The organism is Pseudogracilibacillus sp. ICA-222130 (genome assembly GCF_037892545.1).
In the GTDB taxonomy this organism is placed as follows: Bacteria; Bacillota; Bacilli; order Bacillales; family Amphibacillaceae; genus Pseudogracilibacillus.
In genome coordinates this window covers 248,231-272,095 of record NZ_JBBKBG010000001.1, presented here as the reverse complement: position 1 = coordinate 272,095, position 23,865 = coordinate 248,231, and the positions used below count along the sequence as shown (strand labels likewise).

Sequence of the window (23,865 nt, the reverse complement as noted above, 5' to 3'; positions counted from 1 at the left end):
AATAAGATACAATAAAAAAATTGCCATTCAATTTATTTTATTCTAGTTTACCTAGCAGGGTATATAAATAGATCGTCAGTTGATTGGAAATATCGCCAAACAACTAGCTCATGTAAGGTACTTTTAATTCGGTTTGTTCCATATTCAGTAGTGTCGGTAGAGATATTGCTAGAAATTTAGAGGAATAGAAAATGAAGGTAGGGCAGTGATTGCAAACCGAATTCCAGAGGAAAATGAATTATAAACTAGAAGTAAATATTGCATTTGTGGAGCATCATGCAAAAGTTAGGGGACAAATTACTGTGAGCTTTCATAAATTAATATAGAGAAAAAAGGTCAGAACATATTTTAATGAGTGTTCTGACTTTCCTTTTGTTGTCTTTCGTATTTCTTTTTCCAGTTTTCACGATATTCTTTTTTCGATAACTCGAAATATGGTTCATATGGTGCAACATCGATGTTTTTCTCTTTTAATTTTTTTCGTAAAAATTTATGGTCTCTTTTTGGTGTAGCGATAATATAGCCTTGGATAATGATATCTTCGGTAATTTTTGTCGCATTTTTATCTAAAGCAACTTCCCCAATTTTACCAGCAATCGTTTGTTTTGCGACGTCACGGAATAATTCTGGAACTGGTGATACGAGTTCATTCAATAACCCAAGTTCCTCTTCTCCCCACATATGTTTTGTTTTTTCAATATAGTGATGTTGCCAGTACATATCTGATTTACCGTCTTCTTTTGGTAGTTGTTTTAAAAACTTTCGGAACATAAAATATCCCCCAATTGCTAAAAAACCAATTAGGAAAAATCCCCATAAAACGATAATATATTCCATTCCATCTCACCTTTCATGCAAAAAATGGTATCTTTTTTCTTCATGATATAGTAATATCATAATAAAGTTATCCGTTCTTTATCTGCCTAATATTATAAACATTAAAAGACATACATACAAGTAAGTGGCATATATTGACATAGAGACCACGTTTTGTAGGGGGAATGTTTACAATGTTTCATAAATTACCATTAAATGAAGGTAATCGCGAAATTTTGCGGTGTTTTTCGGAATGGTACGTGCAAGTGACGGAAGAAGTAGTGATGTTCTTATTAGACTCCGAATTGAAGATTGTTCAAGTGTCATCGACAGTTCAAAAGTATTTTCCACAATATAAACATTCGTACATAAACATGAATTTCTTTCAACTAATACCTCATGAAATTTTCATGGAAGATGAATTTCAAAACGAACACCAAATTTTCATACCTAAATTTTTACACCAACAACGAGATCAAACATATTACTTTTCCTTGTTGATGGAAGAACAAGAAATAGAAGGCGAAACCTATTATTTCACTATGTTAAAAGATATTACGGAAAAGATACACCAAGAACAAATGAATATTAAACAACAAGCATTAATTGAGACGGCAACATTAGCAGCTGGCGTTGTTCATGAATTAAGAAACCCATTAACATCTATAAAAGGATTTCTTCAATTACTACAGGCAGGGGTAAAACAAGAGGGAGTATATTATGAAGTAATGATCAAAGAGGTCGAAAAATTAGAAGAACTTACGACCTATTTATTACAAACTGGAAAACCTTTAGAAGAGAAGAAACAATTGGAAACAATTAAAAAATTAATTGAAGACAGCTTGTTTGTATTACAAACGCAAAGTGAATTACGACATGTTACATTTGAAGTGAATATAGAAGCAGATTACCAGTTATTTGTAGATGCTCGGCAAATTAAACAAGTGTTTTTAAATGTATGTAAAAATAGTGCCGAAGCGATGGAATATGAAGGTAATATATTCATTCATGTGTTTTTAAACGAATATTTGAATGAAGTTGTCATTGAAATTAAAGATGAAGGTAAAGGGATGTCCGAAGAAATGATTCATGAATGGAAACAACCGTTTTGTACTTCCAAACAAAATGGGACAGGATTAGGATTAGCGATTAGTCATTCCATCATATCGAATCATCAAGGAAAAATGTTTTTTGAAAATAGAAAAACGAAAGGAACAATTGCGACGATTACACTACCTCATTTTTCAAACAATAATAATAAATTAACTGAAAGTCGCTAAAGTATAATTATTCCTTATAAGAGGAAATAACAAAAACATATTGATGAAATGTTTGTAAACATTTGTTTTATCTTTCACTTTCATATAGACTAATATTGAAAAGGGTATTTTTAACCTAGAAATATATGAAATGATGAAAGGGGCTAAACAATTAATGGGAAACGATAACTTTCGTACAAAAAAATCGTTTGAATTAAATGGTAAAACGTATAATTATTATGACCTAAAAGGTATTGAAGATGCTAAATTAGGTTCTATTGAACGTTTACCATTCTCAATTCGTGTGTTATTAGAATCAGTTATTCGCCAACACGATGGTCGTGTCATTAAAGATGAACATGTTGAAGGATTAGCAAAATGGGGAACACCTGAGGGGAAAGGTGTAGATGTACCGTTTAAACCTTCACGTGTAATTTTGCAAGACTTTACAGGGGTACCAGCTGTAGTTGATTTAGCTTCATTAAGAAAAGCTATGGTAGATATGGGCGGAGACCCAGATCGTATTAACCCTGAAGTACCGGTTGATTTAGTTATTGACCACTCTGTACAGGTTGATCACTACGGTAATCCAACTGCATTAGAAGCAAACATGGAATTAGAATTTGAACGAAATGCAGAGCGTTATCAGTTCTTAAACTGGGCGACAAAAGCATTTGATAATTATCGTGCTGTACCACCCGCAACAGGTATCGTACACCAAGTTAACCTTGAATATTTAGCGGATGTAGTACATGCAAATGCAAATGAAGATGGATCGTTTGATTCTTTCCCAGACACTGTATTTGGTACGGACTCACATACACCAATGGTTAACGGTCTAGGAGTACTAGGATGGGGTGTTGGAGGAATTGAAGCGGAAGCAGGAATGCTTGGACAACCATCTTATTTCCCACAACCAGAAGTAATCGGGGTGAAATTCACAGGGGAATTCCCAGAAGGAACTACTGCGACAGACTTAGCATTAACTGTAACAGAAGTGTTACGTGAGAAAAACGTAGTAGGTAAATTCGTTGAGTACTATGGACCGGGATTAGCGGATATGCCATTAGCTGACCGTGCGACAATCTCAAACATGGCTCCAGAGTATGGTGCAACTTGTGGTTTCTTCCCAATTGACGAAGAAGCATTAAACTACTTACGTTTAACAGGTCGTCCTGAAGAACAAATTGCATTAGTTGAAAAATATTGTAAAGAAAACAACTTCTGGTATTCACCGGATATGAAAGACCCTGAGTACACAGAAACAGTTGAAATTAATCTATCTGAATTAGAATCAAGCCTTGCTGGTCCAAAACGTCCACAAGACCGTATTGCATTAGATGATATGCAAGAAAAATTCGTAACTGCGGTTACAGCTCCTGCTGGAAACCAAGGATTAGGATTAGATAAATCTGAGTTTGATAAAGAAGTAGAAATTACAAACCCAACAACAGGCGAGAAGTCTGTAATGAAAACAGGTGCAGTTGCCATTGCAGCGATAACTTCTTGTACGAACACATCTAACCCATACGTTATGTTAGGTGCTGGTCTACTTGCGAAAAATGCTGTAGAAAAAGGTTTAACAGTACCTGATTTCGTAAAAACATCATTAGCACCAGGTTCAACAGTAGTTACTCGTTATTTAAATGATTCTGGTTTAACAGAATATTTAGATGCATTAGGATTCAACACAGTTGGATATGGATGTACAACTTGTATCGGTAACTCTGGACCATTACGTCAAGATATTGAAAAAGCAATTATGGATTCTGACTTAACAGTTGCATCTGTATTGTCAGGTAACCGTAACTTCGAAGGTCGTATTCACCCATTAGTGAAAGCTAACTACTTAGCATCACCGCCATTAGTTGTTGCTTATGCATTAGCAGGATCGGTTGATTTCGATCTACGAAATGATTCTTTAGGTAAAGATAAAGACGGAAACGATGTATTCTTAAAAGATATCTGGCCTACTATGGACGATATTAGAAATACAGTGAACGAAGTTGTAAACCCTGAAATTTTCCGTTCTGAATATGACAACTTATTTGAATCAAACGAAAAATGGAACCAAATTGAAACAACAGATGAGCCATTATACGAATGGGATGAAAACTCGACATATATTCAAAACCCACCGTTCTTTGAAGGGTTATCGAAAGATGTCGATACAATTAAACCATTAAGTGACTTAAAAGTGTTAGGTTTATTAGGAGATACAGTTACAACGGACCATATTTCTCCAGCTGGAGCAATTGCATTAGATTCACCAGCAGGAAAATATTTACAAGATAATGACGTATCACCTCGTGACTTTAACTCTTACGGATCACGTCGTGGTAACCACGAAGTTATGATGCGAGGAACGTTTGCGAACATTCGTATTCGTAACAAAATTGCTCCAGGTACAGAAGGTGGATACACTACTTACTGGCCAACAGGAGAAGTGATGCCGATTTACGATGCAGCAATGAAATATAAAGAAGATGGAACTGGTTTAGTAGTTATTGGTGGTAAAGATTACGGTATGGGGTCTTCTCGTGACTGGGCTGCTAAAGGTTCTAATTTATTAGGAATTAAAGCTGTTATCGCGGAAAGCTTTGAAAGAATTCACCGTTCTAACTTAGTAATGATGGGTGTATTACCACTTGTTTTTGCTGACGGAGAGAACGCTGAAACACTTGGCTTAGACGGAACAGAAGAGTATGCAATTAATATTGACGAATCTATCACTCCTGGTGGAACGGCTGAAGTTGTTGCGACTCATAAAGACGGTAAAGAAACGAAGTTCAATGTGAAAGTACGTTTCGACAGTGAAGTTGAAATGGACTACTACCGTAACGGTGGTATTTTACAAATGGTTCTTCGTAACCGTATTGCGGAAAACAACTAATAATCTATTATTTTTAAAAACGCTAGCTATGTCGTATGTAGCTAGCGTTTTTGCTCTCTCTAATGAGAAAAAACAGTTATTGCATCTATATCTTAAAAGACATCTATCAAATTAAAAGCAGGTTATAAACTATGTTATAATCGTTTACGAATATATTTAAAAACGGTTCTTTTAAATATTGAACAAATGTCGCATTGGAAGGTGTGTTCGTACATGCAAAAAGAAAGAGAAATAATTGATTTTGCAGTTGGTTTACCTAAGGAAATGAAATACGCTGAAAATAAACATATGCGAACAGGTATATGTAAACAGTCTATAGAGGAAGCTTACTTAACAAAAGAAGGGTTTAGTGGGGATGGAGTAGCTGATTTACGTCATCATGGTGGACCAGATCGAGCTGTTTGTGTATACCCTCATGAACATTATCAATTTTGGAAAATGGAATTTGGACAATCATTACCTAAGTCAAATTTTGGTGAAAATATAACCGTTTCGAATATGCTAGAAAAAGATACCTATTTTGGCGATGTTTATCGTCTAGGAGAGGCATTCATACAAATAACCCAAAGTAGAATCCCGTGCAGTACGATCACAAAAAGAACGAAAAATCCATTGCTTTTAAAACGAATGATCGAAACGGGTTATACAGGATATTTATGTCGTGTTTTAGAGGAAGGTATCGTACGCAGTGATTCCAAAATTACACTGGAAGAACGACACCCACATCAGGTGTCTGTCCTTTTTGGTAATGAAGTGTACTTCCGAGGACATCATGATGTAGAAGGAATGAAAAAAATATTGTCTGTGGAAGCATTAGCAGATGAATGGAAAGAATTATTAAAGGAACGGTTACATAAATGGAAAATATAATTTTATTCGAATGAAGATAATTTGTTGAACATTCTATTATGCTCTTTATTTTTCCAACTATAATGGGAGGGCATAATAAATTACAACCAGTTGCTTAACCTTATCGATTCAACGTATTTTATGTTATGATATAATGCGACAATTATTATTTATGAAGATATATGCAATGTTAAGAAAGGTTTGATATAAATGAGCAATAAAACGGTTGCGTTTCATACGCTTGGATGTAAAGTAAATCATTATGAAACAGAAGGTATATGGAATATGTTCAAAGCAGAAGGGTTTGAACGAGTTGATTTTGATAAAATGGCCGATATTTATGTCGTGAATACTTGTACAGTGACAAATACGGGAGATAAAAAAAGTCGCCAAGTCATTCGTCGGGCGGTTAGAAAAAACCCTGAAGCGGTAGTATGTGTTACTGGATGTTATGCACAAACATCACCAGGAGAAGTAATGGAAATACCCGGAGTCGATGTTGTAGTTGGAACACAAAATCGCAAAAATATGATTAAATTAATCGAGGAACACGAGTTAACTAGACAACCGGTTAATGGGGTACAAAATATTATGAAAAATCGTACGTTTGAAGAAATGGATGTACCAGTTTTTTCAGATAGAACGCGAGCATCTTTAAAAATTCAAGAAGGATGTAATAATTTTTGTACATTTTGTATCATCCCTTGGTCAAGAGGGTTACTTCGCTCTAGAGACCCCGAAAATGTGCTAGAACAAGCACAAAAATTAGTAGATGCAGGGTATAAAGAAATTGTCTTAACAGGTATTCACACAGCTGGATATGGAGAAGATATGCAAGATTACAATTTTGCAAAATTATTAAGGGAATTAGAAACAAAAGTAGATGGTTTAAAACGGATTCGTATTTCATCCATTGAAGCGAGTCAAATTACAGATGAAGTAATTCAAGTATTAGACGAATCTGAAAAGATTGTACGTCATTTACACATTCCTTTACAATCTGGATCAAATACGGTACTTGCAAGAATGAGAAGAAAGTATTCTGCTGATTATTATAAAGAGAAAATTGATAAAATTAAACAAGCATTACCAGGGCTTGCAATTACTTCAGATATCATCGTTGGTTTTCCTGGTGAAACAGAGGATGAATTTTTAGAAACGTATAAATTCATACAAGATATCGGATATGCAGAATTACATGTATTCCCTTATTCAAGACGGACTGGAACACCAGCGGCACGGATGGATGACCAAGTACCAAATGAAGTAAAAGATGCACGAGTAGAAAGAATGATTGCTCTATCAAATGAATTAGCTACAATATATGCAAACAAACATTTGGATCAAGTTGTTGAAGTAATCCCGGAAGAAAAAAGCTCTGAAAAAGCAGGTGCATTAGTGGGATATTCTGACAACTATTTAAAAGTTCAATTTGATGGTCCAGAAGAGTTAATTGGTTCCATTGTGCGTGTAAAGTTAACTAAAACAGGTTATCCGTTAAACGAAGGTACATTCGTAAAAGTAGCTGATCAACTTGTTATAAAGTAAAAATAGTAGATATTCGTGAATAAATAGTAATAGTTGTTGACCGTAATCGGTCCTTATAATATAATGAAAACGAACATGTTTGAAAAGATATGTTAAATATCAATGTTTTTATCTCCGGAGGGAGGGAAATATGTATGCCAAATACAACTCGAATTCGTAAAAACGAATCTTTAGAAGATGCTTTACGTCGTTTTAAACGTAATGTTTCAAAGAGTGGAACATTATCTGAATACAGAAAACGTGAATATTATGAAAAACCTAGCGTGCGTCGTAAGAAAAAATCTGAAGCTGCTAGAGCACGTAAACGTAAATTTTAAAAGTAGGTGTGATCATGTCACTGTTAGAACAGTTAAATGAAAACATGAAACAAGCAATGCGTGCAAAAGATAAAGAGCAACTTAGTGTGATTCGTATGGTAAAGGCATCTTTACAAAACGAAGCTATTAAACTAGGTGTGGAAACATTATCTGAGGAAGATGAAATAACCGTTTTATCTAGAGAGTTAAAACAACGAAGAGATTCGATGAAAGAGTTTGAGGCAGCTAATCGAACAGATTTAGCAGAAAAACTTGCATCTGAAATAGAAATGTTACAACCATATTTACCTGCTCAATTATCAGAGACAGAGGTAGAGCAACTTGTGCAGGAAACCATTGAACAAGTAGGAGCTACTTCTAAAAAAGATTTTGGTAAAGTCATGCAACAAATAATGCCAAAAGTAAAAGGAAAGGCAGATGGTTCTGTCGTACAACAGCTAGTACAGAAACATCTTGCTTAAATATGTCAAATATGATTAAAAAAGAGTATGAAAGTTATTTTTCATACTCTTTTTTATTTATTTATTAAATGAATAAAAATTTTCAAATAAATAATGATAATATATATCCGATATGATATTCTAAAATAGAATCAATTTATACATATATGGACAAAGAAGGTGGTGAATGTATTTGTCCAAAAAGATTTTTACGTTTTCTATTCTTCTTTTAACCCTTTTACTTACTGTTTTTCTTCCACCTGAAAAGAATGCAGAAGATGGTTCGAATAAGTTAGTATATATGATTCCTATAGAAAACGAAGTAGAGAGAGGTTTGGAAGCTTTCTTAGTAAGGTCAACAAACGAAGCGATCGAAGCAGGTGCAAATCACATTATATTTGAAATCGATACTCCTGGAGGAAGGGTTGACTCTGCAGGCCAAATTGGAAAATTACTACAAGGTCTAGAGATTCCAACGACAGCTTACATTGTAAACGAAGCATTATCAGCTGGTTCGTATATCGCGCTTAATTCCGATACGATTTATATGAAACCGAATGCAACCATGGGAGCTAGTGGTGTCATTACCTCTGACGGAAATGCGGCAGATAAAAAAGCACAATCTGCGTGGATTGCAGCAATGGAAAGTGCCGCTGAATCGAAGGGGCGTGACCCACAATATGCCGTAGCGATGGCAGATGCTGATGTTGATTTACCTGAATATGGTGCCCCAAAAGGTGAGTTTTTAACGTTAACACCGAAGCACGCATTAGAAGTTGGATATGCGGAAGCTATTGTACAAAATGAAGTAGAGTTATTACATGAATTAGATTTAGAACAAGCGAAAATTGTAAGAACAGAAACTTCATTAGCAGAGGAAATTGCTCGTTTTGTCACAAGTCCAATTGTCATACCAATTTTACTTTCTATTGCAAGTATCGGATTAATTGTTGAATTGTATACACCTGGTTTTGGAATTGCAGGTTCCATGGGAATTATCGCATTAATTTTATTCTTTTATGGACATATTATTGCGGGAATTGCAGGGATGGAAGCAGTTATACTTCTCATCGTTGGAATCATATTAATTATTTTAGAATTCTTTGTTGCAGGAGGAATACTCGGTTTTTTCGGTGTTGCCTCGATTATTATCGCGTTATTGATGTCAGGATATACGTTATCCCATATGATGATGAGTGTTGCCATTGCTTTGGTCGCAGCGATTGTTGTTGCGGTTATTTTATACAAATGGATTGGGACAGAACGCGGTATTTTTAAAAAGCTCATATTACGAGATCGAACGATGACAGAACAAGGGTATGTTTCTCAAGTGACGAGAACAGAGCTATTAGGAAAAGAAGGGATTACACTCACACCTTTACGCCCCTCAGGTACAGTACTTTTCGAAGATGAACGGCTAGATGTTGTCTCAGAAGGGAATTTTATTGAAAAGGATAAAAGAGTAGAGATTATCCATGTAGAAGGTGTAAAAATAGTAGTTCGCGAGAAGAATGATTTATAGGGGATAGAGAGCTATGCTTGCTTCTTCGTTTAACATAACACTTGTTTGCACGAAGGCATGTTATAAATTCTTCATGACTAGTACAATAGGTTGCAAATGTACATATTTCGTTTTCCACTTTAATAGTGTTTCATGATGTAACTGCTAGATGGTAAATATATTGGTAACAGTATTATTTGTGGATGTTAGAGGGAAGGAAAAACCAAAGGAAGAAGCGGTAAAGAGGTTGATTTAAGGGAGTACGATGTTTTAAATTAGGTAACAAATAAAATGGAAAAATATGGGAGGTAATACAATGTTTGGAGAAATTTTTCCGATTATTATTATCGCAATTATTTTAATTGCATTAGTTGTATTATTTACATTTGTTCCTGTTGCATTATGGATTAGTGCATTAGCGGCAGGTGTAAAAGTTGGGTTATTTACTTTAGTAGGAATGCGTTTACGTCGAGTTGTGCCATCACGTGTTATTAATCCGTTAATTAAAGCTTATAAAGCTGGGTTAAATGTAACGACAAACCAATTAGAGGGTCATTACTTAGCTGGTGGTAATGTAGATAGAGTGGTAAATGCGTTAATTGCAGCGCAAAGAGCGAATATTAGTTTAACATTTGAAAGAGCGGCAGCGATTGACTTAGCTGGCCGTGATGTTTTAGAAGCAGTTCAAATGAGTGTTAACCCGAAAGTAATTGAAACGCCATTTATTGCTGGGATTGCGATGGACGGTATCGAAGTAAAAGCATTGGCAAGAATTACCGTACGTGCCAATATTGACCGTTTAGTCGGGGGTGCTGGAGAAGAAACAGTAATTGCCCGTGTCGGTGAAGGGGTTGTAAGTACAATCGGTAGTTCCGAAACACATAAGAAAGTACTTGAAAATCCTGATATGATATCCCATACGGTATTATCAAAAGGGTTAGACTCTGGTACAGCATTTGAAATTTTATCGATTGACATTGCAGATGTAGATATCGGTAAAAATATCGGGGCAATTTTACAGACGGACCAAGCACAAGCGGATAAAAACATTGCGCAAGCAAAAGCGGAAGAGCGTCGTGCAATGGCTGTTGCGTTAGAACAAGAAATGACTGCAAAAGTGGAAGAAATGCGTGCACGAGTTGTGGAAGCGGAAGCAGATGTACCACGTGCATTAGCGGAAGCATTACGTTCTGGTAAAATGGGTGTGATGGATTACTTAAATTACCAAAACATTAATGCTGATACAGATATGAGAGATTCAATTGGAAATGTAACGAAAAAGGATCAAGGACAAAAAGATAACGATAAAAAATAAGGAGGCACCGAAAAATGGATAGCTTCTTTGAATTTATTTTTGGGAATTTGTTTTTTGTCATTATTATTGTTGCGGCGATTATCAATTTCTTTAATTCTGCCAAAAAAGAAGAGGAGAAAAAACGTCGTCAACAACAGCAAAGACAACAGAGAAGAACAAATCAATCTGAGCAATCAAGGCAAAAGGAACAAAAAGAACGAAAAATGCCTACTTTTTCCGAGTTGCAAGATCAATTAAAAGAACAATTTGATCAATTTATAGAACCAGAAGAAAAGAAAGCACCGCAAGAAAAGGAAAGACAATCTACCGTACGTGCGGATTATGCTACGGAAACATTGGATTCAATTGAAGACCAACGTCAAAAAAAATATGAACGATTACGTGCACAATATCAATCACAATCAAGTAAAGAGGATATCAAAGAAGATTTATCTACCTTATTAGGTTCAAAAAAGGCGGCAACACAAGATGTATCGATTGCAATTGAAAAGAAATTGACACGTGAAGGAATTGTAGAAGGAATAATTATGGCTGAAGTACTAGGGCCTCCAAGGGCTTTGAAGCCATATGATACGAATCCAATGAATAGAAGAAGACGATGATGAAAGGAGCTGAGGACTTGCTTATGTCCTTAGCTCTTTTTGTTCTTTCTTTGTGATTTACTTCATATACTAACACCATACATTGTTATTGTAGGTGGGAGAATATGAAATTTCATAAAGTGATATTCGGAGCATATCATTTACACATACATAATAAACATATCGAACGTTTTTTAAAGAAGTGTTATGAAATGAATGTTCCATTTTATCAATTGTGTATATTAGAGAAAGAAAATTGGTCTATCAAAATTTTACGGAAAGATTGGCATAAAATAGCTCATTTGATGGAAGAGGCATCGATTCCAGTTACAATCGTCGGACAAACTGGAATCACATATTATGTAAAGCGATTTTTATATAAAAAGGAATGGGTCGTTACACTCGTTCTGTCGTCTGTGTTTTTATTGTTATTACAATTTGTCGTATTAGATGTTCGTTATAATTCAATGCCTAAATATATCGAAAAAGAAATTGAGAAGGAAATAAAAAACATAGGTTTACAAAAATGGGCATGGATCCCGTCTTTAGATCATCCTAAGCAAATGGAACAACATATTATTGATCAGTTACATTCTATACAACATATTCAAATTGAAAGAAGTGGCAATACATATTGGATAGATGTAGAAGAGAAAAAGGTGGAACCGGAAGAACAACACAAGCCTCCACAACATTTAGTCGCTAAAAAATCAGGTGTGATTGAAAAAGCATTTATTGTGCAAGGTGATATGCTCGTCAATCGCTATGAAGTGGTGGAAAAAGGCGATATACTCGTATCTGGTGAAATAATGAGTGATGAAGATGAGGATATAAAACATTATGTACATGCTGAAGGTGCTGTATATGCAACAACATGGTATGAAATGAATATTTCTATGCCAGTCGAACAATATAAAGAACAAATTGTAGGAATAAATGCACATCAATATCGATTACGGGTAAATAATTGGGAGATTCCTATTTGGGGGAATGTGTTTCACTCTTATGCATCAAAAAAAGAGGAAATGATGCTGAAAAATAAGTGGAAATTCCTTCCGAATTGGCCAGTAGAAATAAATGAACTATATTTTTATAAGAAAGAACCTATTGAAAATAGTGTATCAAAGGATCAATTGAAAAAACGAATGACCCATTATATCACAAAATATTTGAAGAAAAACTTAGGTAAACATGTTAAAATAAAGAAATACTATGTTTTGCATGAAGAACAGGTCAATGGTAAGGTAAAATGGAACTTGTATGTTAGTGTGACAGAGAATATTGCGTCACCGAAAAAGATTCATCATAAACGTTAAATGGATAAAGGAGTAAAAGCATGTCAGAACATTTAGAACAAATAAATTTACATTTGAACGATGTGAATGAAGCAAGAGAATTATTTGGAACGAATGATAAATTTTTACGATTAATTGAAGCGCAATTAAAAGTGGAAATTGTGACACGTGGAGAACAAGTAAGTGTTTCTGGTGAAGATCCCGCACTTGTTCAAGTTATTTTACATAGTTTATTACAAATTATTCGAAAAGGATTAACCATTACAGAACGAGATGTCGTATATGCGATTAAATTAGCGAAAGAAGGAAATATTGAACAATTTGAAACATTATTTGAAGACGAAATAACAAAAAATGCTAAAGGGAAATCTATTCGTGTAAAAACGCTCGGACAAAAAACTTATATTGATGCCATGCACCATCATGATCTTGTTTTTGGTATTGGTCCTGCCGGGACAGGTAAAACATATTTGGCTGTTGTAAAAGCGGTAGATGCTTTGAAAAAAGGAGAAGTAAAAAGAATCGTTTTAACACGACCAGCTGTCGAGGCGGGTGAAAGTTTAGGTTTTTTACCTGGAGATTTAAAAGAAAAAGTAGATCCTTATTTACGACCACTATATGATGGATTAAATGATGTGTTAGGAAAGGAACAGGCAGCTAGGTTAATTGAAAAGGAAATAATTGAAATTGCACCGTTAGCATATATGCGTGGGCGTACATTGGATAATGCTTTCGTAATTTTAGATGAAGCACAAAACACAACTCCAGAACAAATGAAAATGTTTTTAACTCGTCTTGGTTTTGGAGCTAAAATGGTCATTACTGGAGATGTTACCCAAATTGATTTACCTAAAGGGGTACAGTCAGGACTGATAAAAGCAAATAATATTTTAAAAGATGTATCAGATATTGCTTTTATTTATTTAAATGAATCAGATGTTGTGAGACACCCATTAGTCCAAAAGATTATTGCAGCATATGATAAAAAAGATACATAATTGCCCTTACTTGAGGTGAATACCAATGAAAAAGTTTATCGACAAATTATTCTCTATTTTTAATAGTGAATCCAAAGCGATTGCGATTTATTTACCTATGTTTATTTTACTTGCCTTTATTTTTGTCATTACGATTAATAATGTATATACAAAAACATATGACATTGAGCGATTTGACAGGGCGAAGGAAACGATACGTTCACCAATTACAGTTGAAAATGAAGTAGAAACAGATAGAAAAATGCGAGAAACGGTTTCAAATGTGGTGGACAGGTATACGGTATCGGAAGAAATTACAGAAGAACAAGTAGGATTAATAGAGGAACTGTTTGACGCGATTGAAACGATAGAAAAAGAAGACACTAAAAAAACGCCAATTTCGCTAGAAGATAAGACAACACAATTAGAAGAAATATTATCAGAGGAATTAATTAATGAAATAGATGAAGTTGTTTTTATGCAATTGTTTCGTTTAGATGTGAAAGACCGGACGAAAGCGAAGAAAATATTTATTCAATCTGTAGAAAAAACATTAAATAATGGTGTTCGAATTGAAAACATTCAAAGTGCCAAAGAAGAAGTAAAATCTATTTTAAAATATTCCTCTTTAGAAGACGAAACAAAGGATGCATTTAAGGAGCTAATTGATTTTTCTGTCGTAGAAAATTCCTTTTTTGATATTGAAAAAACGATGGAAGCAAGAAATGAAGCTGCTAGTGGAGTAGAGCCTGTTATGATTCGTAGCGGGGATATTATCGTTCGTGAAGGACAAATTGTAACAAATGAAATTTATGAAGAATTACAGTTAGTCGGGTTGTTAAATCGTGGTAATCAAATATTACCTGCGATAGGGCTATTGATTTTTGCCGCCTTATTATTAAGTATTATTACGTATGAATTAAATCGCTTGTATCGTCGTCAACATTTAACCCCAGCAAAAACAATTGCAGTTCTTTTTATAAGTATTATTACGATTACGCTCATGAAAATAATGAGTTTATATACAGATCAATTACAGTCTGTCTTTTTATTAGTTCCTGTCGCAACAGGTGTTTTACTTATTCGTCTTTTAATATATGAACGTTTAGCGATTATATTGGCGATTGTTTACGCGATTTTAGGAAGCATTATTTTTAATGGAGAAATACCGGGCTCATTAAATATTGAAGCATTTTTATATTTTATATTTTTCCAGTTGGCAGGTATTTATTTGTTAAGAGATGTTAGAGATCGTATGTCGATTATAAAAACTGCATTTGGAATGGCTATAGTAAATGTTATGACGGTTATGCTCTTTTTATTCCTTTCATTTCAACCATATTATTTTGTAGATTTTATCATCCATGCGAGTTTTGGCGTAGCGGCGGCAATTTTATCTGTCGTTCTTACGATTGGTTTAATGCCTTTCTTTGAAACTGGGTTAGGTATTTTAACAGACAGTAAGTTATTACATTTGGCAAATCCAAATCAACCATTATTACGAAAAATTTTACAAGATGCTCCAGGTACGTACCATCACTCTGTTATGGTTGCCAATTTAAGTGAAACAGCATGTGAAGAAATTGGCGCAAATGGATTATTAGCAAGAGTAGGTTCGTATTATCATGATATCGGAAAAACAGTGAACCCATACTATTTTATTGAAAACCAAGTTGGTATTAAAAATCCACATGATTTTATTTCTGCAAAAGAAAGTGCGGAAATAATTATTGGTCATGTAACAAACGGTGCGGAAATGTTAAAAAAGGAACAATTACCAAAAGAAATCATCGATATTTGTTTACAACATCATGGGACATCTTTAGTCGAATATTTTTATCGTATGGCAGAGAAAGAAGGAGAATCAGTAAACGAGGCAGATTTTCGCTATCCTGGTCCTAGACCACAAACAAAAGAAGCCGGTGTTATTTCCATTTGTGATGCGACGGAAGCGGCAGTACGTTCGCTTGCTGAACCTTCCAACGAAAAGATTGCAAATATTGTTCAAAGTATCGTTAATAATAAATTATTAGATGGTCAATTTGATGAAACACCTTTAACAATGAAAGAAATTCATACCATTCGCAAGACGGTTTGTACAACATTACAAGGAATATTTCATTCGAGAATCCAATATCCCGATAAGGAGGAATAAACATGCATATAGATTTAACAGATGAAACAGGGCAGTTGAGAGAAAAAGATCGTCAATTGCTCCAAAAAATTGTAACGTATGCTGCAGAAAAAGAAGCATTACAACAAAATGCTGAAGTCTCTATCGTTATTGTTGATAATGATGCCATTCAGCAACTGAATAAATCTTATCGTCAAAAAGATTATGCGACAGATGTGTTATCTTTTCCGATGGTAGAGGATTTTAATCAAGTGAGCGAACACTTACCATTAATGATTGGTGATATCATCATTTCCATTGATAAAGTGAAAGAACAAGCAGAAAGATATAACCATCCATTTGAACGAGAGTTAGCTTTTTTAGCTATTCATGGATTTCTTCATTTGATTGGATACACACATGATGATGAGGAAGAGGAGAAAATAATGTTCGGAAAACAAGAACAAATTTTACAGGAGTTTCAACTTGAAAGAGGATAAGAAGAAAGGAATTGGTCTATCTTTTGCTTGGAACGGGATCATACAAGTAATAAAACGAGAAAAAAATATGCGTATCCATTGTATAATGGCATTATTTGCGATATGTTTTGGATTTGTTTTTCAAATTTCACGTTTGGAATGGGTCACCATTACAATTGTTATCGTACTCGTTTTTGCGTTAGAAATGATGAATAGTGTTTGTGAACGAATCATTGATTATGTGAAGCCAGAAATTTCTGTAGAGGCAAAAATCATTAAAGATATGGCTGCTGGAGCGGTGTTAGTGGCAGCAATTGGTAGTATAATCATTGGTAGTCTTATTTTTATCCCGAAGATGTTCGCATTCTTCGGGATTTAATTTGTAAAAACGTTATATACCTCATCATTTTATAAGAAGTTTTGTCGAAATGGTAGCACTATTTTAAATTTGTAGTAAAATGTAAACAAAGCTAGGACAACTTAGGAGGAAGTTATGGAAGAGAAACATGTATCAGGGTTCGTAACGATGATCGGACGACCAAATGTAGGAAAATCAACATTACTAAATCAAATTATCGGGGAAAAAATTTCTATTATAAGCGATAAAATTCAAACGACGAGACATGCGATTCAAGGGATTTATTCAGACGATATTGGACAAATTGTGTTTATTGATACACCAGGAGTCCATAAACCGAAACATCGTTTAGGGGATTATATGGTCGATGTGTCTTTACAAACCATTTCAGACGTTGATCTCATTCTTTTCGTCGTGAACGCAAATGAAGGAATAGGTCGAGGCGATCAATTTATTATGGAAAAATTAAAAAAAGCAGATGTACCTGTGTTTTTACTCCTTAATAAAGTAGACCTCATACATCCGGATGCATTATTCCCATTGATTGCAACGTATAAAGAACAATTTGATTTCGCTGAAATTATTCCAATTTCCGCACTGAATGGAAATAATGTACAGAAATTAATTTCTCTTATACAACAAAGGTTACCAGAAGGTCCGAAATATTTTGATGAAGATGCATTAACAGATAAAACAGAACGATTTTTAGTTAGTGAATTGATTCGAGAAAAAGTATTACATCATACCGAAGAAGAAGTACCACATTCCATTAATGTTGTCGTGGAAAACTTTTCTATATCTGAGCATGGAAAAGTTCATATTCAAGCATTAATCATTACCGAAAGATCTTCTCAAAAAGGAATTTTAATCGGGAAGAAAGGCTCCATGTTAAAGAAGATTGGAAAAGAAGCTAGACTTGATATTGAGAAAATGTTAAATGAAAAGGTCTTTTTAGAACTATGGGTGAAGGTAGAAAAAGATTGGCGTAATAAACCATCAAGTTTAACGAAATTTGGCTTTGATACAGAATAAACTGATTGGTAAATTTTATAACTTATGTTTTACGTACTGTAGGAAAAAATTATAAGGAAAGCAATATTTATGTAATACAATAAAATATAGAAAGGACGATTTTCTGTGCACCAAAAAATGTGGAAAGTATTTTTACAAACAGGAAACGTTGAAGCATATTTATTGTTAAAAAAAATGGAAGCTAGTGATGATAACAGACCGTATGAACCAAACATAAGTAAGCACATCGTTTCTCTGAAGCCCGAAGTAAATAAACAAGCATAAAGGGGCATGCACATGTTAAGACAATTAGAAGGAATTGTTTTAAGAAGTCGTGATTACGGAGAAACACATAAAATAATTACAATCTATACAAAACAAGTTGGTAAAATAACAGCACTTTGTCGAGGGGCAAACAAGCCGAAAAGCCGTCTTAGTGCTGTTTCACAACCTTTTATTTATGGTGATTTTCAAGCGTATATGCCAAAAGGGTTGAGTACTGTACAACAAGCAAGTGTATTGCAATCATTTCGGAAGATAAGGGAAGATATTGAAAAAACTGCCTATGCATCTTATATTGTTGAATTGCTTGAGAAATTTACAGAAGAAAAAGAACGAGATGTCTTTTTATTTAAAGAACTTTTACTAACATTAACTTGGATCAATGATCATGACGCTTATTTTATACCAATCATGATGTTTGAATTGAAGATGTTTGAAAAAGGTGGATTTAAACCAGTATTGGATCATTGTATGCAATGTGGGGAAAAAGAAGGCCCATTTGCCTTTTCTATTCAGGAAGGTGGTGTACTTTGTGTACGATGTCAAAGTGTTGATCCGTATGCAATTACATTAAATAAAGCTTTACAGAAGTTATTACCAGTCTTACAGTCTGTTTCATTAGAGAGAGTTGGGAATATTTCAGTAAAGGAAGAAAACATTTTAATGATGCGACGACTACTCGATGCATATTATGATCGATTTGGTAGTTATACATTAAGGTCTAAGCGATTTTTAGAACAACTCGATAAATTAAAATAAACGAAAAAATTTGCATTTATCATTCTTTTTTTGTATGATAAAGATAATTGTATGCGAAGAAAGGGAAAAGTACATATTGTGACCTATTTTTAGCGAGTCCAGGATAGTGTGAGCTGGGTGATAGTACAATATAGAAAGGCACCCTGGAGCACGTAATAACATCTAAAGTGGCTTTACAATTGTAAGGCAAATAGGGTGGAACCGCGGGCAAGAATCCGTCCCTATGTCTTTTTATTCTAAAATAAGAAGACATAGGGACGGATTTTTTAATATGAGAAAGCGAGGAGTTAATATGAATATTCAAGAAATGATTTTAACATTACAAAATTATTGGTCAAAGCAAAACTGTATTTTAATGCAAGCATATGATACGGAAAAAGGAGCAGGAACGATGTCACCTATGACATTACTAAGAAGCTTAGGACCTGAGCCGTGGAATGTAGCATATGTTGAACCATCGAGACGTCCTGATGATGGTCGTTATGGAGAAAATCCAAATCGACTATATCAACACCATCAATACCAAGTAATCATGAAGCCGTCTCCAGATAATATTCAAGATTTATATTTAAATTCTTTAGTTGCATTAGGAATTAATCCGTTAGAACATGATATTCGATTTGTTGAAGATAACTGGGAAAACCCAACATTAGGGGCAGCAGGACTTGGTTGGGAAGTTTGGTTAGATGGAATGGAAATAACACAGTTTACATATTTCCAACAAGTTGGTGGATTAGAAGCAAATCCAGTTGCAGTAGAATTGACATACGGTATTGAACGATTAGCGTCCTATATTCAAGATAAGGAAAATGTTTTTGATCTAGAGTGGGTCAACGGTGTCACATACCGTGATATCTTTTTACAACCGGAGTTTGAACATTCAACATATGCGTTTGAAACATCTAATACGGAAACATTATTTGAATTATTTACACTTTATGAAGAAGAAGCACGTGTAACGATGGAAAAAGGATTAATCTTCCCTGCATATGATTACGTATTGAAGTGTTCCCATACATTTAACTTACTGGATGCCAGAGGAGTAATTAGTGTGACAGAAAGAACGGGGTACATTGCGAGAGTACGAAATTTAGCACGTAGTATTTCACAAGCATATGTGGCAGAACGAGAAAAATTAGGTTTCCCGATGTTAAAGGAGGAGCTTTGCAATGAGTAGTAATGTTTTATTTGAAATTGGAATCGAAGAATTACCGGCAAGATTTATTGATGAAGCGGAGAAGCAATTATTAGATCGTACTACAAAATGGTTACGTGAAAAAAATATTCAATTTGAAGCAATGAAAACATTTGCGACACCTAGACGTTTAGCGGTAATGATTGAAAATATTGCAGAAAAACAAGAAGTTGTGAAAGAAGAAGTACGTGGACCACAGATGAAAATTGCACAAGATGAAGAAGGAAATTGGTCCAAAGCAGCAATAGGTTTTGTAAAAGGACAAGGAAAAAACACAGAAGATATTTATACGAAGGAAATGAAGGGACAAACATATATCTTTGTTGAAAAAGTGTCTGAGCAGAAAGCAACGAAAGAAATTCTGCCTGAATTTAAACAAATTATTTCTTCTATTCCTTTTCCCCAAACGATGCGTTGGGGTAGTGGCTCATTTCGCTTTGCAAGACCAATTCGTTGGATTGTTGCGTTATATAATGATGAAGTCATCCCGTTTGACGTTGCAAATGTTACATCCAGTAATACAACGAGAGGTCATCGATTTTTAGGTAGTGAAGTAACATTAACTTCGCCATCAGAATATGAGCAAGCACTAGAAGAAAACTTCGTCATTGTCAACCCAATGAAGCGTGAAAAACTAATTGTAGAACAATTAAAAGCGTTAGAAGAAAAGGCGAAGTTCACTATAGAAATGGATAAGGAATTATTAAATGAAGTACGTAACTTAGTGGAATATCCTCAAGCGTTTTATGGGTCGTTTGATGAAGCTTACTTAGCTATTCCAGAAGAAGTACTAATTACATCGATGAAAGAACATCAACGTTATTTTCCTGTTAAGAACAAAGAGACGAACGAATTGCTACCATACTTTGTAAGTGTACGTAATGGAAATAACCATGCAATTGATAATGTCATAAAAGGAAATGAAAAAGTATTACGTGCTCGTCTTGCAGATGGTGCCTTTTTCTTTGAAGAAGATCGGAAACATTCGATTGAATTTTATAATGAAAAATTAAAAACAGTTGTGTTCCAGGAAAAAATTGGAACGGTGTATGAAAAAACGAAAAAAGTGAAAAATATAGCGACATACTTAGCCGAAAAAGTTGGGTTAACAGCAGAAGAACAAAAGGAAGTTGTTCGTGCAGCAGAAATATGTAAGTTTGATTTAGTGACAGATATGGTAAATGAATTCCCAGAATTACAAGGAATAATGGGAGAAAAATATGCGAAGCACTTTGGGGAATCAGATGTTGTAGCAACCGCAATTCGTGAACATTATTTACCTACTTCAGCTGGTGGTGCCTTACCAGAAACTAAAGTTGGATCGATCATCAGTATCGCCGATAAATTAGATACAATTATTGGTTGTATTTCTGTCGGATTAATTCCATCTAGTTCACAGGATCCACTAGGACTAAGAAGACAGGCGATAGGAATTTTACGTATTTTATTAGAACAGAAATGGAATGTACCAATCGAGGAATTGGTGCATAAAGTTTGTGAACAATACGGAGTAACGGTAGAAGATATTCGTGAAGAAATTATTCAATTCTTCAAAAATAGAGCTGCGTACATTTTAGCTGATCGTGGAATTGAATCAGACGTCGTACAAGCTGTATTAGCAGATGGTATTGGTAACTTATTAGTAAAAATCCATAAAGCAAGATTATTATCTTTAAAACGCCAAGATCATTCATTTAAACAAATTGAGGAATCCTTTACACGAGTAATGAATTTAGGTAAAAAGCATGAACAAACGAACATAGATGAAACATTGTTTGAAACAGATTCTGAAAGAAAATTATACGAAACATATATAGATGTTCGTGAAACCTTTCATACACAAATGAATAACGAAGAAGTGGCAGAAGCATTAGACACGCTTTCTGCATTATCTACTCCAATTAATGATTTCTTTGATCATAATATGGTTATGGCGGAAGATGAAAAAGTAAAAGAGAACCGTTTAGCTTTAATTCATGCCATTTCCAATTTGATTAAACAGTTTGCAGATGTTACGTTAATTGAGTGGAAACAACATCAATGATAATAAATATGAATGACTCGTTTTCTTTTACAGCGAATCATTATATACTATCTATATGTAATACATTTTCGTAGAAAGATTTTTGGGGTTGGATAATGTTTGATCCAACCTCATTACTATCTTATAGGTGGTGGAAAAGTGGAATTATCAGAGAGACAAGAAACGATTGTACAAATCGTAAAAGAAAATGAACCGATCACTGGGGAACAAATTGCCGATAAATTAAATTTATCCCGTGCCACTTTACGTCCAGATCTAGCAATTTTAACAATGGCAGGTTATCTAGAAGCGAGACCAAGAGTAGGGTATTTTTTTACTGGAAAAAGTGGATCAGAACTTCTGACAGAAAAAATAAAACAGTTTAAAGTGAGTGATTTTCAGTCTGTTCCAGTCGTAGTAAAAGAAGATGTTTCCGTATATGAAGCAATTTCTGCGATGTTTTTAGGTGATGTCGGTACATTGTTTGTCGTAAATGAAGACCATTGTTTATCAGGTGTTTTATCGAGAAAAGATTTATTACGCGCTAGTATTGGAAACCAAGATTTAAATAGTTTACCAGTTCATATTATAATGACAAGGATGCCGAACATTACAGTTTGTTATAGTGATGATTTATTAATTGAAACTGCTAAAAAATTAATTGATAAACAGATTGATGGTTTACCAGTTGTAAAACAAAATACAAAAGGTTTACAAGTGGTTGGACGTATTACGAAAACGAATGTAACGAAGGCATTTGTAGAGTTAATCTTAGATGAATAATGAAACGAGGGATAATTCATGAATAATCCAACAGTATATGTTCTTTCTGATTCGGTTGGAGAAACAGCCGAACTTGTGATTAAAGCAGGTTTAAGTCAATTTACAAATGGAAATTATAAAATTCAGCGTGTCCCGTATGTAGAAGATACGATTACGATTGATGAAACATTAGAACTTGTAAAAGAAGAATCAGGTATTATTGGATATACTTTAGTAGATCCAAATTTACGAAGATATATGTCAAAACAGGCAGCAAAAATGGGCGTAGAAGCAATTGATATTATGGGACCGATGATGGATGCAATGGAACGGACGTTTAATCATGAACCACGACATGAACCAGGATTGGTGTATAAATTAGATCAAGATTATTTTAAACGTATCGAGGCAATTGAATTTGCTGTTCGTTATGACGATGGACGCGACCCACGTGGTATTGCTAGAGCGGATGTCGTCTTAATTGGTGTATCACGTACATCGAAAACGCCATTATCACAATATTTAGCACATAAACGCCTGAAAGTAGCAAATGTACCAATTGTCCCGGAAGTCGTACCACCGGAAGAATTATTTCGAATTGATAAATCGAAGTGTATCGGTTTAAGAATTAGCCCACATAAATTAAATGAAATACGAAAAGAACGTTTAAAGGCACTTGGTCTCGGAGACCATGCTGCATATGCAACATTCCAACGTATTGAAGAAGAATTACAATATTTTGATGAACTAATCGAAAAAATAGGTTGTAAAGTTATCGATGTGTCACATAAAGCAGTAGAAGAAACAGCAAATATTATTTTACAAATGATAGAAACTAAAAATAATTAAAAAAACTAGATTATATATGGTATATATACTATAATACTATGTTGTACATCGTATATATGTTTGTCTTTTATAAAAAAAGGGAAGATAAAGAATACGATATATGTGCATACTCCTTCTTTAATATAGCGGAAAAATAAAGAAGGTTATTTTTTTTCGATAGTTTATAAAAACAATGTCGAAAAATGAAGGACTTTTAGCATGCATATAGAATATATATATTAGATACGTTTTTAGGTGATATAC

22 protein-coding genes and 1 other annotated feature are annotated in these 23,865 nt (G+C 34.3%); of the genes, 21 read left to right on the top strand and 1 reads right to left on the bottom strand.

The window, feature by feature from the left end:
* Positions 1–348 precede the first annotated feature (348 nt).
* Positions 349–837, bottom strand: a complete 489-nt coding sequence (locus tag WKT09_RS01370; protein WP_340414302.1) for a DUF2621 family protein — start codon at positions 835–837, stop codon at positions 349–351.
* A gap of 173 nt (positions 838–1,010) precedes the next feature.
* Between WKT09_RS01370 and WKT09_RS01365 the strand changes: the two genes are divergently transcribed.
* From WKT09_RS01365 to WKT09_RS01265, 21 genes are all read left to right on the top strand, one after another.
* Complete coding sequence (locus WKT09_RS01365) at positions 1,011–2,096, top strand: two-component system sensor histidine kinase NtrB (protein ID WP_340414301.1); 1,086 nt, start codon at positions 1,011–1,013, stop codon at positions 2,094–2,096.
* 154 nt (positions 2,097–2,250) lie between these two features.
* Complete coding sequence (gene acnA, locus WKT09_RS01360; RefSeq protein ID WP_340414315.1) at positions 2,251–4,968, top strand: aconitate hydratase AcnA; 2,718 nt, start codon at positions 2,251–2,253, stop codon at positions 4,966–4,968.
* A 213-nt stretch (positions 4,969–5,181) separates the two neighbouring features.
* Positions 5,182–5,838, top strand: a complete 657-nt coding sequence (locus tag WKT09_RS01355; protein ID WP_340414300.1) for an MOSC domain-containing protein — start codon at positions 5,182–5,184, stop codon at positions 5,836–5,838.
* Between the two features lie 189 nt (positions 5,839–6,027).
* Complete coding sequence (gene mtaB, locus WKT09_RS01350) at positions 6,028–7,365, top strand: tRNA (N(6)-L-threonylcarbamoyladenosine(37)-C(2))-methylthiotransferase MtaB (RefSeq protein WP_340414299.1); 1,338 nt, start codon at positions 6,028–6,030, stop codon at positions 7,363–7,365.
* A gap of 134 nt (positions 7,366–7,499) precedes the next feature.
* The gene (gene rpsU / locus WKT09_RS01345; RefSeq protein WP_336265555.1) at positions 7,500–7,682 is read left to right on the top strand and encodes a 30S ribosomal protein S21; all 183 of its coding nucleotides are present in this window, start codon (positions 7,500–7,502) and stop codon (positions 7,680–7,682) included.
* Between the two features lie 14 nt (positions 7,683–7,696).
* Positions 7,697–8,143 (top strand): GatB/YqeY domain-containing protein, encoded by a 447-nt coding sequence (locus WKT09_RS01340; protein WP_340414298.1) that lies wholly within the window; start codon positions 7,697–7,699, stop codon positions 8,141–8,143.
* A 166-nt stretch (positions 8,144–8,309) separates the two neighbouring features.
* Positions 8,310–9,644, top strand: coding sequence for an NfeD family protein (locus WKT09_RS01335; RefSeq protein WP_340414297.1), 1,335 nt, complete (start codon positions 8,310–8,312; stop codon positions 9,642–9,644).
* A gap of 295 nt (positions 9,645–9,939) precedes the next feature.
* Entirely contained in the window at positions 9,940–10,938 is a 999-nt protein-coding gene (floA, locus tag WKT09_RS01330; protein ID WP_340414296.1) for a flotillin-like protein FloA, read from the top strand.
* Between the two features lie 14 nt (positions 10,939–10,952).
* Entirely contained in the window at positions 10,953–11,540 is a 588-nt protein-coding gene (locus tag WKT09_RS01325) for a hypothetical protein (RefSeq protein ID WP_340414295.1), read from the top strand.
* A 104-nt stretch (positions 11,541–11,644) separates the two neighbouring features.
* Positions 11,645–12,835: a sporulation protein YqfD gene (locus tag WKT09_RS01320; protein ID WP_340414294.1), complete on the top strand. Its 1,191-nt coding sequence runs from the start codon at positions 11,645–11,647 to the stop codon at positions 12,833–12,835.
* A 20-nt stretch (positions 12,836–12,855) separates the two neighbouring features.
* Positions 12,856–13,812, top strand: coding sequence for a PhoH family protein (locus WKT09_RS01315; RefSeq protein WP_340414293.1), 957 nt, complete (start codon positions 12,856–12,858; stop codon positions 13,810–13,812).
* Positions 13,813–13,837: 25 nt separating this feature from the next.
* Positions 13,838–15,946: an HD family phosphohydrolase gene (locus tag WKT09_RS01310; protein ID WP_340414292.1), complete on the top strand. Its 2,109-nt coding sequence runs from the start codon at positions 13,838–13,840 to the stop codon at positions 15,944–15,946.
* 2 nt (positions 15,947–15,948) lie between these two features.
* Positions 15,949–16,404, top strand: a complete 456-nt coding sequence (gene ybeY / locus WKT09_RS01305; RefSeq protein WP_340414291.1) for an rRNA maturation RNase YbeY — start codon at positions 15,949–15,951, stop codon at positions 16,402–16,404.
* On the top strand, positions 16,391–16,762 hold the full coding sequence (locus WKT09_RS01300; RefSeq protein ID WP_340414290.1) for a diacylglycerol kinase family protein: 372 nt from the start codon (positions 16,391–16,393) through the stop codon (positions 16,760–16,762). The genes ybeY and WKT09_RS01300 overlap by 14 nt, the downstream gene beginning before the upstream one ends.
* A gap of 114 nt (positions 16,763–16,876) precedes the next feature.
* Positions 16,877–17,773 carry a GTPase Era gene (era, locus tag WKT09_RS01295; RefSeq protein WP_340414289.1) on the top strand — a complete coding sequence of 299 codons (897 nt, stop codon included), beginning with the start codon at positions 16,877–16,879 and terminating at the stop codon, positions 17,771–17,773.
* Positions 17,774–17,878: 105 nt separating this feature from the next.
* Positions 17,879–18,037, top strand: a complete 159-nt coding sequence (locus tag WKT09_RS01290) for a YqzL family protein (RefSeq protein ID WP_445323956.1) — start codon at positions 17,879–17,881, stop codon at positions 18,035–18,037.
* Between the two features lie 12 nt (positions 18,038–18,049).
* Complete coding sequence (recO, locus tag WKT09_RS01285) at positions 18,050–18,793, top strand: DNA repair protein RecO (protein WP_340414288.1); 744 nt, start codon at positions 18,050–18,052, stop codon at positions 18,791–18,793.
* Positions 18,794–18,840: 47 nt separating this feature from the next.
* Positions 18,841–19,019 (top strand) — a binding site (T-box leader).
* A 66-nt stretch (positions 19,020–19,085) separates the two neighbouring features.
* Entirely contained in the window at positions 19,086–19,970 is an 885-nt protein-coding gene (glyQ, locus tag WKT09_RS01280; protein WP_340414287.1) for a glycine--tRNA ligase subunit alpha, read from the top strand.
* Positions 19,963–22,032: a glycine--tRNA ligase subunit beta gene (gene glyS / locus WKT09_RS01275; protein WP_340414286.1), complete on the top strand. Its 2,070-nt coding sequence runs from the start codon at positions 19,963–19,965 to the stop codon at positions 22,030–22,032. The genes glyQ and glyS overlap by 8 nt, the downstream gene beginning before the upstream one ends.
* A 138-nt stretch (positions 22,033–22,170) precedes the next feature.
* On the top strand, positions 22,171–22,794 hold the full coding sequence (locus tag WKT09_RS01270; protein WP_336266046.1) for a helix-turn-helix transcriptional regulator: 624 nt from the start codon (positions 22,171–22,173) through the stop codon (positions 22,792–22,794).
* 18 nt (positions 22,795–22,812) lie between these two features.
* Positions 22,813–23,622: a pyruvate, water dikinase regulatory protein gene (locus WKT09_RS01265; RefSeq protein WP_340414285.1), complete on the top strand. Its 810-nt coding sequence runs from the start codon at positions 22,813–22,815 to the stop codon at positions 23,620–23,622.
* Positions 23,623–23,865: the final 243 nt, after the last annotated feature.

Excerpts from the sequence above, each read along its gene's own strand:
- WKT09_RS01370 (WP_340414302.1), bottom strand. The coding sequence starts at position 837 with ATGGAATATATTATCGTTTTATGGGGATTTTTCCTAATTGGTTTTTTA.
- WKT09_RS01365 (WP_340414301.1), top strand. The coding sequence starts at position 1,011 with ATGTTTCATAAATTACCATTAAATGAAGGTAATCGCGAAATTTTGCGG.
- acnA (WP_340414315.1), top strand. The coding sequence starts at position 2,251 with ATGGGAAACGATAACTTTCGTACAAAAAAATCGTTTGAATTAAATGGT.
- WKT09_RS01355 (WP_340414300.1), top strand. The coding sequence starts at position 5,182 with ATGCAAAAAGAAAGAGAAATAATTGATTTTGCAGTTGGTTTACCTAAG.
- mtaB (WP_340414299.1), top strand. The coding sequence starts at position 6,028 with ATGAGCAATAAAACGGTTGCGTTTCATACGCTTGGATGTAAAGTAAAT.
- rpsU (WP_336265555.1), top strand. The coding sequence starts at position 7,500 with ATGCCAAATACAACTCGAATTCGTAAAAACGAATCTTTAGAAGATGCT.
- WKT09_RS01340 (WP_340414298.1), top strand. The coding sequence starts at position 7,697 with ATGTCACTGTTAGAACAGTTAAATGAAAACATGAAACAAGCAATGCGT.
- WKT09_RS01335 (WP_340414297.1), top strand. The coding sequence starts at position 8,310 with ATGTATTTGTCCAAAAAGATTTTTACGTTTTCTATTCTTCTTTTAACC.
- floA (WP_340414296.1), top strand. The coding sequence starts at position 9,940 with ATGTTTGGAGAAATTTTTCCGATTATTATTATCGCAATTATTTTAATT.
- WKT09_RS01325 (WP_340414295.1), top strand. The coding sequence starts at position 10,953 with ATGGATAGCTTCTTTGAATTTATTTTTGGGAATTTGTTTTTTGTCATT.
- WKT09_RS01320 (WP_340414294.1), top strand. The coding sequence starts at position 11,645 with ATGAAATTTCATAAAGTGATATTCGGAGCATATCATTTACACATACAT.
- WKT09_RS01315 (WP_340414293.1), top strand. The coding sequence starts at position 12,856 with ATGTCAGAACATTTAGAACAAATAAATTTACATTTGAACGATGTGAAT.
- WKT09_RS01310 (WP_340414292.1), top strand. The coding sequence starts at position 13,838 with ATGAAAAAGTTTATCGACAAATTATTCTCTATTTTTAATAGTGAATCC.
- ybeY (WP_340414291.1), top strand. The coding sequence starts at position 15,949 with ATGCATATAGATTTAACAGATGAAACAGGGCAGTTGAGAGAAAAAGAT.
- era (WP_340414289.1), top strand. The coding sequence starts at position 16,877 with ATGGAAGAGAAACATGTATCAGGGTTCGTAACGATGATCGGACGACCA.
- recO (WP_340414288.1), top strand. The coding sequence starts at position 18,050 with ATGTTAAGACAATTAGAAGGAATTGTTTTAAGAAGTCGTGATTACGGA.
- glyQ (WP_340414287.1), top strand. The coding sequence starts at position 19,086 with ATGAATATTCAAGAAATGATTTTAACATTACAAAATTATTGGTCAAAG.
- glyS (WP_340414286.1), top strand. The coding sequence starts at position 19,963 with ATGAGTAGTAATGTTTTATTTGAAATTGGAATCGAAGAATTACCGGCA.
- WKT09_RS01265 (WP_340414285.1), top strand. The coding sequence starts at position 22,813 with ATGAATAATCCAACAGTATATGTTCTTTCTGATTCGGTTGGAGAAACA.